The following is a 13,156-nucleotide window of genomic DNA, read 5'->3' on the forward strand; positions in this document are numbered from 1 at the left end:
AGACGGAGGGCCACGCTTGACCAAGAGCGGCTCTGCGTCGTCGAAGGGCTTCTTCCGAACCGCCCGGGGGCGGTTCGCCATCTTCTACCTTTCGCCCGCATTGCTCATGTACGGGTTCTTCGTGTTGTGGCCGCTGGTCAACGCGTTCCGGCTGTCGATGTACAGGTTTACCGGGCTTTCTCAGAAGACGACTTTCATCGGACTCGACAATTTCAACAGGCTCGCACGGAGCGACAATTTCTTCCAGTCGCTCAAGAACAACGTCTGGCTTCTGGTCTTCTCGCTGTCAGTCATCATGGTGCTGGCGCTGCTGATCGCCCACGCGACGCAGGACGACTCGCGGTTCGGGAAGTTTCTTCGCGCCGTCTATCTTTTCCCGCACGTGATCTCGCTCGTCGTCGTCGCGATGCTGTGGAAGTTTATCTACGCGCCGGGCCTTGGGCTCATTCAGCCTACGTTGCAAGCCTGGGGCATCGAAGTCCCCGGCCTTGACTTTTCGCTTGGAATCCTCGGTGCCTCGACTTCGGCGCTGCCCGCAGTCGGAGTCTCGTTCGTCTGGTATGCGCTGGGCTTCTACATCATGGTCCTGGCCGCGGGCATCCGCTCGATCCCCGAGGAAGTCAAGGAGGCCGCAGAACTCGATGGCGCGTCAGGGCTGTTCCGGTTCTGGAAGGTGACGTGGCCGCTGATCTGGTCGGTGCGGCGGATCGTCGTGATCCACATCGTCATCGCTGTCATGAACACGTTCGCGCTCGTCCGGCTCATGACCAACGGCGGGCCCGACGGCGCGACCGAGGTCACGCTCACCTACCTGTATAAGCGAGGCTTCTCGCCAGACTCGTTCTACGGCGAGGCCACCGCGATCGGCGTCGTCAACTTCGTGGTGGCGATGGCCCTTGCGGGGCTGGTGATCCTTCTGTTCCGCCGCGACCCGACGGAGGCGAGGCGGTGAAGCTCCTATTCGTGAAGGTCGTCTTCGGGTGGATGTTTAAGTACACGCGAGTCCTGCTACTCGGTGTTTTCATCCTGATCGTCGTTTTCCCGATCGCCTGGATGGCGGTCAGCTCGTTCAAGACGACGCGAGAGATATACCAAAGCCCGTGGTCGATGCCGAAGGAGTTTGCCGACCGGAAGGAGCAGTTGAGTCTGGCCGCCAAGGAGCTCCGTGCCGACGTCGATGCCTTGCCGCAAGAGTTCCCGACTAGCGCGAGTCGGGTGCGCGATTTGTCCAAGGCGTTCACTGCGATGTCCAGCGACCCTGTTGTTGAGCAGGGCGAGAACGGCGAGACCATCCTCATCGAGCCGGGAGGCGCGATCAACCGCATCCGGCTCTTCGCACCGGAGTACAGAGACGCTGGCAAGTTCGTCAGCCGCTCACAGCGCTTGGCGAGAAACCTCGACGCCTATGCGAGCGATCTCGTTGACGGCTCGCCCCGCGCGGCATCGCTGGAGGAGCGCCTCAGCAAGGATTACGACAAGATACGAGCCGATCTTCGCGAGGTCGCCGATCAGGCGCAAGCAAAAGTCAGACAGGGCGCGTTCGGCAACTACGTCGAGGCGTGGACGACGACGGGCATCGGCTCGGCGTTCCTGAACAGCCTGATGGTCACCGCCGCCACGATGATCGTGCTGATCCCGATAGCGGCGATGGCGGCATACGTGCTGGCGAAGTACAAGTTCCGAGGCTCGAACGCACTGTTCATGCTGTTCCTCGGCGGGATGATGTTTCCGCAGTTCCTCGTGATCGTGCCGCTGTTCCTCCAGATGTCGAGCATGGGGCTGGACGACAACCTGTTCGGCCTCACCCTTGTTTACATCGCGTTCTCACTGCCGTTCACAGTTTTTGTTTTGACCGGTTTTTTCCACCAGCTGCCGGACGAGTTGGCGGAGGCGGCGATGCTGGACGGCTGCAGCCACCAGGCGACCTTCTGGAAGATCATGATGCCTCTCGCGAAGCCAGGGCTGGTCGTGGTGATCATTTTCAACGTGATCGGACTTTGGAACGAGTACAACCTTGCGCTCGTCCTGATGCGGAGCCGGGAAGGGTTCACCCTGCCGCGAGCCCTCGACAGCCTCCAGATGACGGCGCAGTACCTCGGCGACACGGGCGCGCTGATGGCGGCGATGGTGATCGTGGTCCTGCCGGTGCTGATCGTCTACTGGCTGCTGAAGGAGAAGATCCACGAGGCGATGCTCGCGGGGGCGATCAAGGGCTAGTCCTGAGGCAAGAAGGCAAGCCACGCCTCTAGCTTTTCCCAGTAGTACTCGCTCGAGTCGGGGTTTCTGTCGGCGCGGAGCGCTGAACTTCCGTGTACGCCCTTGCGCGATGCAGCCAGGAAATCGTAGTCGTGTCGAACGACGGTGTCAGGGCGGCTTAGGAAGATCGACTCGACTTCATCCTCATACTCTGTCGCGGTAGAGGCGAAGAAGCACGGCACCGTCACACGCGCGTTCCAGCCAGCGACCGGGTTGCCAGAACCGAAGTACTCGCCCGGAGAAAACGCAAGAACGGCGTTGACGTCGTCCGGATGCTCAGCCGCCAAACGCAGCACGAGCGAAGCTGAGTAACTGCTGCCCCAAACGTAGATGCGCCTCCATTCTCCGAGGTCCGCCGCCCAAGCGAGCGCGGCTTCGAGGTCCTGGTAGGCGCTCTCGTACGTCGGCGTCTTTGAGAACTGAGATCGAGTCAGGTTATCGCGCTCGAACCGATCGCCGCCGGAGCGTAGATCTACAGTGAGGCAGTCGTAGCCCAGAACAGCTACGCGGCTGGCGATCGGCTCATACTCGCCCATGTTTGAGCCAGCCTGGTGGAACATGATGATGAGGGTTTCCGCGTCGTCTGGGCCGTCGACCTGTCTGGCGAACACCGTAGTTCCGTCAGCGGCCTCGAACGTGATGCCGTCGAACGAGGCAATATCGACGGGCGGGGTCTTTTTGCCGCTGGAGCATCCGATCGCTAGCATCGCTAGCGCGAGGTATGGGGCGAGTTTGTTTTTCATCAGCGTGAGATTTTTTCGAGCAGGACGTAATCGAGCCCCATGAGATGACGCTTTGGCGCTGACTTCGGGTTGGAACCGATCACGATTACCTCGATAACTACCTTGTCTTCTACGCTGACAGTGCCCAAATCGATCTTCTTCCACGAAACTCCAGAACCGAAGAAGTCAATTTCGCCCGCGCTCTTTCCGTTCACGATGATTTCGTGAATCCCGTAGTCCGGCGCGTGGCAGAAGTTGCCGATGACCTTGTAATCGCCCGGCTCATCGACTTCGAACTCAAGTACGAGGCGATCACCCGGCGAGGCGTCGATCCACCACAGCTGTAGACCGCCCGAAAGCTGAAAGAAACCGCCCTGATGCTCACGGGCGCCGCCGGTCATCGTGGTGACGGTCATCTTCTCGCCCTCGTACGCGCCCTCGACCGGCGCTGGCGGGAGAAGCTCTTCGACGCTCAGCTCGTCGACGTCGATCTCCCTCGGCCCTGTGGAGCCGGGGGTGGCGTACCAGTAAGCCGTCGCGGAGTAGCTCACCTGTGCCTCGTTCCAGTGCCAGATCTCCATGTCGAACTTCAGCGATTTGCGGAACGGAATTGGGTCGAGGATGTGCCACCGGTTGTTGGCTATGTGCCCGAAGTTATTCGGGGTGCCGGTGACCGGTTGTGTGTGATACGGCACACCGCTGTACGGCGTTGGGTCGGACCAGGCGTAGCCGTAGTAATCCTCAGTCCCTGTGCCGAACGTTGACGGGAACGATTCGCCGTCGACCCAGACCTTTTCGTCGCCCTCGCCCCACCATCCCGGGACGGAGTTGGCTACGTGGTAGGTGCTGCCGACGTAATGGCCCGCGCCTGTCACGTCCATGAAGTTGAAGTCGCGCATCGGCCTGGTGCTGCCGCGGTCGGTGCTCCACTGCGCGTGGAAGTAGAGCGATCGCTCGTCCCAGCGGTACGCGCTCGTCCTGATCTGGATCGTGCCCAAGGCGTCCACAGGGTTCTTGTTGACGAGCCGCACAGTCGCGGTTTTCTTGAACGGCATCCAGAACCGGCAGATCATCGAGCCGTCCTCCCGCACGCTGAACGCGAACGACTCGTACGCGTTGAATCCCGGTGGCGATCCGAAGAAGTCGCTGACCGGCGCACGGACGCACGTCTCGCCGTCGAAGTCGATCTCCAGCCACAGGTTGCGGAGCAGATTGTGGGCTTGCAGCGGGTGGCTCCACCGCATGTTCGGAATCAGGTCTGGCAGGAACGGCGACAGGATCAGCTCGGTGATCGCGGATGCGCCGGTCAGTTCGACTTCGGCGGAAGCGCCCTTGCCGGCGCGGTACTCGAACGACCAGGCTCTTGACCCGCCCGGTCGCTGAAGCTGGTCAGGATTCCTCAGCAGATGCCGCGTCTCGCTGATCCGCCCTTGGTCGATGTCGTTCTGGTCGAAAGTCTTGACAGGGGTTCCAGGGTCGAACGTGCGGTATCCGATGTGATAGTACATTCGAGGGAGGCCGTCGCTCTCGGTGTCGTCGACGGTTATCTTAAGGCTCTTCGAGTACGGGATCGGGAAGTACAGGTTGGTTCCACGCAGCGCGCCGTAACCGAATGGTGGGGCCATCGATGGCTGCTCGCCGGTCAGCAGGTTCCTCGTCGTGTTCTCGATCCGGGGTGTTGTTTCGCCGTCGAAGTAGAACCGGATGGTGCCCATCGGGTTCGCCGACCAGATCCTCACGACTGCGCCGGGGCCGGTCAGGTCGGCCATCACGTACTCAGTCCGCCCGTCCTTCTCCTCGGTTCGAATGTACTTGCCCCAATCCGCGTTGGCGAACCAGCCTTCCTGGTCTGGCGAGACGCTGCCACGATCGTAGCTGCTTGCTTGGGACGTCGTGTAATACGGGTCCGCGACGCGCGTCAGCCGACCGAAATCGACCATCTCGTACAGCATCGAATTGATCGTGACTTCTGCTTGGGAGACCGTCGCCGCCAAGAGGAGGGAGAGCATTCGCTGAGTTTAGCCGCTCGGGGGGATCAGCGCAACGCCGTCCTATGAAGTCTGTCACGCCCTGTCCGAAATCCCTCCCCCGGCCTGCTGACTGACATTCGACGCCCTTCCCGGTGGCCGAGGGAGGTTTGGAGGGGGCCGAGAGCGCCCCGCAGTCCTCGTGCCCTCAGTTTGAAGTATGTCGCTCTCGAAAGCTAAGGTCGCCCAAGAGGACGACCCTCCATGGGGAAGTCCGGTGTCTGGAGTTTGCGCCTCCGAACCTCCGAACTCCCGAGCCGATCCCCGTGTGGCACGGTCAGGCCCGAAGGGTTTGTCCGTGCGTCTGCGGCTTGCGATAGAAAAGCGCGGAAGCGTCCGCGCACTCCCAAAAAGCTACCGGCCCATGATCGCGCTGAGCGCGTTGGCGGTGTTCGCGCACCGCACTTCGGCGTGGCTCGGGTAGTGCGGGATCATTTCGGCGGTCAGCGGACCCTCGTATCCGATCTCCTTGATCGCCGCCATCACTTTGCCCCAAGGCACGTCGCCCTCGCACAGGTCGACGAAGCCGTCGGCGGTGCCGACCGACAGCCTGAAGTCCTTAACGTGGATTGCCTTTATCCGCTTGCCGAGAATCCTGATCCACTGGTCGGGGTGGCCGTAAGGCATGATGTTGCCGACGTCGAAGTAGCTCCCGATCCAAGGCGAATCGAACTGGTCGATGAAGTGCGCCATCTCCATCGGCGATAGCAGGAACTTGTTCCAGACGTTCTCGATGCCGATGTTGACCTTGCACTCAGCCGCAATGGGCAAGACCTTTTGCAATCCTTCGACCGCGCGCTGCCAGACGAGGTCGTACGGTTGCACGGGCGTCTCCGGCATGAAGAACACATCGACGGCACCGGGGATCACGAGCAAGGTGTCCGCGCCGAACCAGCCTGTGATCCTCAACATCTTCTTCAGCGCGGTCAGGGCCTTTTCACGGTCGGCATCTTCGGCGCTGGCGAGGTTGTAGCCCCAGTACGTGCCGCTCGCCATCGTCTTGATCTGCAGTCCCTGCGCTGAAGCCCTGGCGACCGCATCTTCACAAAACGATTGCGTCACGTCGAGGTGCAGCTCACCGGCGTCGGCTATCGCCGGCTCGACCGACTCGAAGCCGTCGCGCTTCGCCTTCGCGAAGAAGTCGTCGAGAGATGGGTCCCCGGGGTACGACCAGTAGTTGATGCCTTTCAGATTCATGATAGTTTGCTCTCGATTTGCGCGACTTCGTCCAGCACAACGCGCAGGGATTCACGGGATGACTCAGGAGTGACCGTCACGAGCGGTGTGTCGTTCTCGATGCAATCCACCAAGTACGCCAGTTCGTTGTAGTAGCCGCCGAGAGATGAGAGGTTGCCGCTTGCGCCTTCGGCCTCCATTTGGTCAGCCCCGTGCTTGACAGGGTCTTTGCCCTCTTCGTAGATCATCAGCTCGCCGTCGCGGTAGATCATCGAGCCGCGATCGAACACCGCGCGGTACTCCATGCGGAACGGGTTGCCCTGCGGGAGGTTCCAGCCTCCTTCGAGCTGGACCACGACGCCGCCGAACCGCATTGTCGTGAAGAAGTGCCCGACGCCACGACTGTCCTTGCTACCGTGGCTCACCGTATGGTCAGGAGATCCGAGCAAGTAAAGTGCGAAGTCGGTGTCGTGTATGTGCATGTCCATCGCACCGCCGCAAAGCTCCGGCTCAGCAGCCCACTGGTCGACTGTATAGGAAGGGAACGCGCCGTACCTAGTGAAGTTCGCGGAGAGCAGCGCCCCAAGCCGCCCGTCGTCCACCGCTGCCTTCAGCTCCTCGTACTCCGGCCAGAAGCGGATGCAGTGCCCTACCATCAGCTTCACGCCAGCCTTCTTAGAAGCCTCCACCATTCGGTCAGCATCCGAAACAGACAGCGCCATAGGCTTTTCGCACATCACGTGCTTTCCGGCTTCGCAGGCTTTCACCGTAAAGTCCGCGTGCAGGTAGGTGGGCAGGCAGATGTCGACCATATCGACTTCTACGATCATCTCGTCATATGAGCCGTAGACCCTGCCGCCCCACTTAGCCGCGAACTCGGAAGCCCTGTCTGGGCTCTTGTCGAATACGCCGACCAGGTCCGCCCCATCGAGCACACTGTACACGTTCGCGTGCATCGTCCCCATGAACCCGCATCCGACCAGTCCGACCTTCACCATTGCCGCCAGCGATACGATACTCAATGGCGCCTTGCGATATCCGGGCTTGCTTGGGCACGACATGCTGTAGAGTGTCTGTACAGTGATCAGCGTGCTGCTGGGGTTCGTCGTCTTGCTGCCTGAGGCCAGACCGCCGAACATCGTTCTGGTGATGGCGGACGATGTTGGAGTCGAGGCGTTCGGCTGCTACGGAGGGGAGAGCTACGATACGCCGCGCATCGACGCAATGGCGGCTGTCGGTGTGCGGTTCGAGAACTGTCACAGCCAACCGCTCTGCACACCGAGCCGCGTCAAGCTCATGACCGGACTCTCGAACGCGCGCAACTACACCAAGTGGAGCATCCTGCCCCCCGGCGAGCGCACCTTCGCCCACATGCTCAAAGAGCGCGGATACGCGACCGCCGTAGTCGGGAAGTGGCAGCTCTACGGCGCGGTGCATTTAGGCGACGACGCTGGCACCGGCACACTCCCGAAGGACGCAGGTTTCGACAGCTACTGCCTCTGGCAGGTCGAACACCTTGGGTCGCGGTACTGGAACCCGCAGATCGACGTCGACGGAAGACTTCAAAAGCCAGGTGCAGACCTCTACGGCCCAGACGTGTTCCTCGATTACGCGATCCAGTTCATGCGTGAGAACCGGGACCGACCGTTCTTCATCTACTACCCGATGGTGTTGCCGCACGGCCCGTTCACGCCGACCCCGCTCAGCCAAGAGCGCGCAGCGCCCGACGGACCGCAGAACTTCGGCGATTTGGTGCGCTACGTCGACCGGCAGGTCGGGCGGCTTCAGAACGCGCTGCGAGAGCTCGACATCGACGACCGGACGGTCTTCATCTTTACAAGCGACAACGGCTCACACGTCAGCATCACCGCCAGGAGGAACGGCAAAGATGTGCAGGGGGCCAAGGGCGGGACGCTCGATACAGGAACGCACGTCCCGCTCATCGTCACCGGTCCCGGGGTCGCGCGCGCGACAGTCGTAGATGACCTGGTCGACTTCTCCGACTTCATGCCGACCCTCGTTGAAATCACTGGAATACCTTACAATCGTCTCACTGACGGCGTCAGCTTTTGGCCCCAGTCGCAGGGCGAGACAGGCACCCCGCGCGAGTTCATCTACACCTACTACAACCCCCGCCCCGGTAAAGCACCCTTCCCTGAGCGCGACTGGGTCCGGACCGTGCGGTACAAACTCTACGGCGACGGCCGGCTCTACGACGTCTTCTCCGACCCGCTCGAGGAGAACGCAATCGAAAACGACAGAATGCGGGCGATGCTGCAACAAATGCTCGACAAGTCGCCCCGAAGAGAGCCTCGGTAGTGTCGTCGTTCCTCCTCCGTACTACCGAGGCTTCAAAAATCGTCCTCGGACTAAGAGTCCGGGCTTCCGAATGCGATCCTTCGATCCGCTCAGGATGGAGAGTCCGCGCTCCGATTTGTCGTTCCGGAGTGCGGTGGCTTGCCGCCGCTCGTCTGCGAGGGGCTTGCCCCGGCTAATTGGCTGATGCGACCGGAGTCGTCCTCGGACTAAGAGTCCGGGGTCCTGGATGCGGACTAAGAGTCCGCGCTCCGAACTCCCGAACTCCCGAACCGTTCCGCCAGCTTTCAGTCTCTCTTGCAGTACAACCCCCCGCAAGGAACAGAATACAGCTATCGAAACCCTCGGATACATCGCCTCAGCGCTCATCGGACTCAGCCTCGGGCTGATCGGCGGCGGCGGCTCGACCCTCACCGTGCCGGTACTGGTCTACTTGTTCAGCATCCCAGCGACACAGGCGACCGGCTACTCCCTGTTCGTCGTCGGCGTGACTTCGGTGGTCGGAGCGTACTTCGCCGCTCGGCGCGGCCATGTCGAGATCCGCACTGGAGCGCTGTTCGCGCTTCCCGCTCTTGTCAGCGTGTACCTGGTGAGGCGACTGGTCGTACCCGCGCTTCCGGACACCCTGTTCAGCATTGGTGCGACCGGGGTCACGAGGGACGCCGCAATCCTCGTCCTGTTCGGCACCCTGATGCTGTTCGCGGCGGTCGCGATGATCCGGCCCAGGATGACCGAGTCGGAAAAGGAGAACGGCCACGCGTGGAAGCTGGCGGTCAAGGGAGCGCTCATCGGCCTGATCACGGGGTTGGTCGGCGCGGGAGGCGGCTTCCTCATCGTCCCCGCTCTCGTCTTCTTCGCGAAGCTGCCGATGAAGACCGCAGTCGGCACGTCGCTCTCGATCATCGCGCTGAACTCGCTCGTCGGTTTCGTCGGCGAGGTTCAGGCTACGAACGACATCGCCTGGGCGCTGCTTGGAACGGTGACGACTATCGCAGTTGCTGGCATCGTCGTTGGCGGGATGATCGGAAAGAAGATATCAGGCGCGAAGCTCAAGCCAGCGTTCGGATGGTTCGTCCTCACGATGGGCGTATTCCTGGTCGGTAACACTTTGTTGGCTGCGCCCAAGTAAACTCAAGTCTCAATGCTAGGGCTGATCGCCATTGGTCTCACAGCGAGCGTAGCGGTTTATCACGTCTCGCCCGACGGCGACGACAGCGCCTCGGGGTCGAGCAACGCGCCGGTCGCAACGATCTCCCAGGGTGTCCGGCTCGCTGGCCCCGGCGACATCGTGGTGGTCCACGAGGGCGAGTACCGAATCACCGAGCCGATCTTGATCGGCAAGGACAAGGCGCGCCTGTTGCTCAAAGCTCGCGGCAGGGTCGTCCTGCGCGGTGGCTTGGAGATACCGAAGTCCAAGATCAAATCCCTGGACATCGATATCGAGCGCCGCCTGACAAAGGCCGCGTCCCAAAACGTCTTACAGGTCGACCTCAGGGAGATCGGCATCGCTGCCATCGATCCGCTGATCGCACGAGGGATGAACCACCGAGAAGCGATGGCGCCGGTCGAGTTGTTCGTCGGCGACGAGGCCCAAACGCTCGCTCGCTGGCCGAACGAAGGGTTCGTCCGCACCGGCAAAGTGACCGACAAAGGCGCGGTGCCAAGATTCGGCGACTACAGTGGCAAAAAAGCGGTGTTCGAGTTTCCGCAAGAGCGGATTGAGAGCTGGCAGACCCTCGAAGACGTATGGGCGTTCGGCTACTGGATGTGGGACTGGGCCGACGAGAGCATCCCAGTCGAGTCGTATCGCGATGGCAAGCTCACGCTCGGCGGGCCGCATTTTTACGGCGTCAGGGAGAACCGTCCGATCTACTTCGAGAACGTGCTCGAAGAGCTCGACAGCCCCGGCGAGTACTACATCGACCGCGAGCGCATGCGGCTTTTCTTCTGGCCGTCGACAAGCGGCACGGCGCACTTATCGCTGAACAAGAAGCCGATGCTGCTCATCGTCGAGGCCGAAGAGGTGACGGTCGAAGGTCTGCGGTTTGTGACGAGCCGCCAGTTTACGGTCGATATCACCGGCGGCCGCGACGTCGTTCTGCGAAACTGCGTGTTTCGAAACCTTGGCCGGTACGCGGTGAAGATCAGTAGTGGCACCGGGCACCGCGTCGAGCGGTGCCGTTTCTCAGATCTCGGCGAGGGCGGCGTGATACTCAACGGCGGCGACCGCGACAGACTTTCACCGGCTAGCCACGAGGTCATCGACTGTGTGTTCGAGAACTTCTCGCGCCGCGCTCGCACATACCGGCCGGGGGTGCTCGTCGGCGGCGTCGGGATGCGCGTCGCGAGGTGCGAGTTCAAGGACGCGCCACACTCGGCGATCATCTTCAGCGGCAACGACCACACGTTCGAGCGCAACTACTTCCACGACATCCTCACCCACACCGGCGACGGTGGCGCGGTCCTTGGCGACCGCGATTGGAGTGAGCGCGGTACGGTGATTCGCGAAAACCTGTTCCACCGCCTGCACGGCGAGCACATCTACGAGAACGGCGTGTACCTGGACGACCTGATCTCCGGGATCAAAGTGCTGGACAACGTGTTTCTCGACTGCTTCTGGGGGCTGATGATCGGCGGCGGGCGCGACAACGTCGTTACAGGCAACCTCTTTGTCGACGTCCGACTCTCGATGCACCTCGATGCGCGGGGCCTTGGCTGGAGGGCTGACAGCTTCGAAAGCTTGAAGAATTTGCTCAACCGCGTTCCGTATAAAAGCTTAGTCTGGCGACGCCGCTATCCGGGGATCGAAGATATCTTGGATGACGATCCCATGTCACCGAAAAGGAACACCGTGACCGACAACGTCTTGGTTCGGGCAGGGAGGGTCACCGATGACCTCGCGCCGCAGTTCAAGAGCGGGGGCACGATCGAGCGCAACGTCTCATCGGACTCGAAAGCGGTATTCACGGTGACGAACGGGGTTCTAACAATGGACCGAGAGGCCGCCGAACTCCTCGCAGCCATTCCGGGATTCAACTCCCCCAACGGCCGGAAATACGGCCCGACCTCGAACGTGCCCGGCCCCGACTAGGCCGGCGACGCCGCCTTGATCCTCGCGGTCCGCACCATGTGCGTGCCGACGTGTGCGCCCCAGATGGCCAGCGCAGTCAGCTCGACGAACCCGGTCACGCCCATCGGCAGGAAGGCCGTCTCCGTATAGTCGGTCATCACCTCGAGCCCGACGCGGAACACATTGCCGACGTTCAGGAGCCAGAAAACCGACCACAATGGGCTCAGCCGCGACTCGATCAGCCCGTTCATCTGCGCCACGACGTAGGTGCCGACGCCGATGATCATCTGCGAAATGAACCCGACGGTCAGGACGTGCCGAACAGCCCCCGTGTATGCGTGGGAGAACGGCTGCCCGGTCGCCTTGAGGTGCAACGGCTCCAGGATGAGCATGACGCCCGCCACGAGCAGCCACACGAACGCCGCACGAATGAACTTGTGAGACCGCAGAGGCTTGGCGAGCCGCTCGAACATCCCGGTAGCGAGCACGAGCAGAACTGCCCCGACAGCCAGCAGAACACCCGAGACGTGGAATATCCAGCTAGCCGATGCCGCAAGGTTGCGCTCGATGAAATAGAGCCAGCCAACCATCTTGCCGAACAGCCCTGCGTTCCAAAGTACCAGCCCCGCTAGGCCCTGAGCACGGGAGGCCTCGCGCGCGCCGAAGCACGAGTGCATCTTGGACAGCGCGACGCCGAAGATCATCATCGTCACGAAACCGAGGAACTGAGCATCGCGGTAAGGCGAGAACCACTTCGCGACGAACGCGACGTTCTGCGCGGGGTCGATTTGATGGGTGAGGGCGAAGACGAACGGCTCGGCGAAGGCGATCAAGAGCAAGTAAGCCAGCGAGGCGAAGACGAACGCGGACTGCCACGTCAGGCCTTGGCCCGTCCGGTGGCGGTTCACGGTGATGTTCCAAAGGAAGACCACGACGGCGAGCGCCTGTAGAACGCACGAGCCGATTCCAACCGGCATCCAGATGCTCCGGTCGACGTGCACGAGCGGCTCGGCGGCGAACCGCAGGCCGATCCCGACCGCCATCAGAATCAGCGACCCCCACGCCAGCCGGTGGAAAGACCGCACTCGCTCGACGGTCGGAGCGTGCTGCTGAAGCGAGAATCCGATGATGAAAAAGGCGACCCATCCGTACACCTGCGAGTTGGCGTGGGCGAGTACGTAGGGGGTCCAGGCGGAGGCTGTGTAGCTCCCCTGCAACGCGATTCCGAGCAACGCCACAGCGCCGAGCGCGCAGCCTGCTGTCAGCACGCTGACGACCCCCGCTAAGAAGAACGGACGGTAGATCTCGACGACCGCCCGGTCCGTCGGCTTCTTGGGCTGAATCCTAGTCGGAACCAAGCGAAGGCTGCTGAGTTCCCGCTGTGCCATTGATCTTAAGGTGGACTCTTTTGTCAGGCTTGTTTATGACGCCCGTCATAGGCGCTGGCGGAACCACCATACGCCGGTCGTTGACGGGTCGAGCGGCGAGGGCGAAATATCGAGTCAAGTGCCAGCTAAGGTCGCCCAGGAGGACGACCCTCCAAGGGGAAGTCACGAGTCCCGGGTACAAGCGCGCGAACCTCCGAACTC

Annotated in this window: 10 protein-coding genes; 5 read left to right on the plus strand and 5 right to left on the minus strand. The window is 61.8% G+C overall.

Features of this window, described 5'->3' with window-relative positions; genetic code table 11:
- The first annotated feature begins 16 nt into the window (after window positions 1-16).
- Window positions 17-952 (plus strand): sugar ABC transporter permease, encoded by a 936-nt coding sequence (locus IH944_07190; protein ID MCH7904338.1) that lies wholly within the window; start codon window positions 17-19, stop codon window positions 950-952.
- Window positions 949-2,217 carry a carbohydrate ABC transporter permease gene (locus tag IH944_07195; GenBank protein ID MCH7904339.1) on the plus strand — a complete coding sequence of 423 codons (1,269 nt, stop codon included), beginning with the start codon at window positions 949-951 and terminating at the stop codon, window positions 2,215-2,217. Before IH944_07190 ends, IH944_07195 begins: the two co-directional genes overlap by 4 nt.
- Here the strand turns inward: IH944_07195 and IH944_07200 are convergent.
- The 4 genes from IH944_07200 to IH944_07215 all read right to left on the minus strand — a co-directional run bounded on the left by IH944_07200 (window position 2,214) and on the right by IH944_07215 (window position 7,179).
- Entirely contained in the window at window positions 2,214-2,999 is a 786-nt protein-coding gene (locus IH944_07200) for an alpha/beta hydrolase (GenBank protein MCH7904340.1), read from the minus strand. The two genes, IH944_07195 and IH944_07200, sit on opposite strands and share 4 nt — an antisense overlap.
- Window positions 2,999-4,987, minus strand: a complete 1,989-nt coding sequence (locus IH944_07205; GenBank protein MCH7904341.1) for a DUF2961 domain-containing protein — start codon at window positions 4,985-4,987, stop codon at window positions 2,999-3,001. The genes IH944_07200 and IH944_07205 overlap by 1 nt, the downstream gene beginning before the upstream one ends.
- A 372-nt stretch (window positions 4,988-5,359) precedes the next feature.
- Window positions 5,360-6,202, minus strand: coding sequence for a sugar phosphate isomerase/epimerase (locus IH944_07210; protein MCH7904342.1), 843 nt, complete (start codon window positions 6,200-6,202; stop codon window positions 5,360-5,362).
- Window positions 6,199-7,179, minus strand: a complete 981-nt coding sequence (locus IH944_07215) for a Gfo/Idh/MocA family oxidoreductase (GenBank protein ID MCH7904343.1) — start codon at window positions 7,177-7,179, stop codon at window positions 6,199-6,201. The genes IH944_07210 and IH944_07215 overlap by 4 nt, the downstream gene beginning before the upstream one ends.
- A gap of 82 nt (window positions 7,180-7,261) precedes the next feature.
- Here IH944_07215 and IH944_07220 point away from each other — a divergent pair, with 82 nt between their 5' ends.
- From IH944_07220 to IH944_07230, 3 genes are all read left to right on the plus strand, one after another.
- Window positions 7,262-8,500, plus strand: a complete 1,239-nt coding sequence (locus IH944_07220) for a sulfatase-like hydrolase/transferase (GenBank protein ID MCH7904344.1) — start codon at window positions 7,262-7,264, stop codon at window positions 8,498-8,500.
- 331 nt (window positions 8,501-8,831) lie between these two features.
- Complete coding sequence (locus tag IH944_07225; protein ID MCH7904345.1) at window positions 8,832-9,626, plus strand: sulfite exporter TauE/SafE family protein; 795 nt, start codon at window positions 8,832-8,834, stop codon at window positions 9,624-9,626.
- A gap of 12 nt (window positions 9,627-9,638) precedes the next feature.
- The gene (locus IH944_07230) at window positions 9,639-11,588 is read left to right on the plus strand and encodes a right-handed parallel beta-helix repeat-containing protein (GenBank protein MCH7904346.1); all 1,950 of its coding nucleotides are present in this window, start codon (window positions 9,639-9,641) and stop codon (window positions 11,586-11,588) included.
- On the opposite strand, the gene IH944_07235 is transcribed toward IH944_07230, so the two are convergent.
- On the minus strand, window positions 11,585-12,955 hold the full coding sequence (locus tag IH944_07235; protein MCH7904347.1) for an NnrS family protein: 1,371 nt from the start codon (window positions 12,953-12,955) through the stop codon (window positions 11,585-11,587). The genes IH944_07230 and IH944_07235 overlap by 4 nt on opposite strands.
- Between the last annotated feature and the right edge of the window lie 201 nt (window positions 12,956-13,156).

It is taken from the genome of Armatimonadota bacterium (assembly GCA_022563855.1).
Lineage (GTDB): Bacteria > Armatimonadota > Fimbriimonadia > Fimbriimonadales > Fimbriimonadaceae > JADFMN01.

Coding starts and splice junctions, on each gene's coding strand:
- IH944_07215 (MCH7904343.1), bottom strand. CDS start 7,179: ATGGTGAAGGTCGGACTGGTCGGATGCGGGTTCATGGGGACGATGCAC.
- IH944_07205 (MCH7904341.1), bottom strand. CDS start 4,987: ATGCTCTCCCTCCTCTTGGCGGCGACGGTCTCCCAAGCAGAAGTCACG.
- IH944_07210 (MCH7904342.1), bottom strand. CDS start 6,202: ATGAATCTGAAAGGCATCAACTACTGGTCGTACCCCGGGGACCCATCT.
- IH944_07200 (MCH7904340.1), bottom strand. CDS start 2,999: ATGAAAAACAAACTCGCCCCATACCTCGCGCTAGCGATGCTAGCGATC.
- IH944_07235 (MCH7904347.1), bottom strand. CDS start 12,955: ATGGCACAGCGGGAACTCAGCAGCCTTCGCTTGGTTCCGACTAGGATT.
- IH944_07230 (MCH7904346.1), top strand. CDS start 9,639: ATGCTAGGGCTGATCGCCATTGGTCTCACAGCGAGCGTAGCGGTTTAT.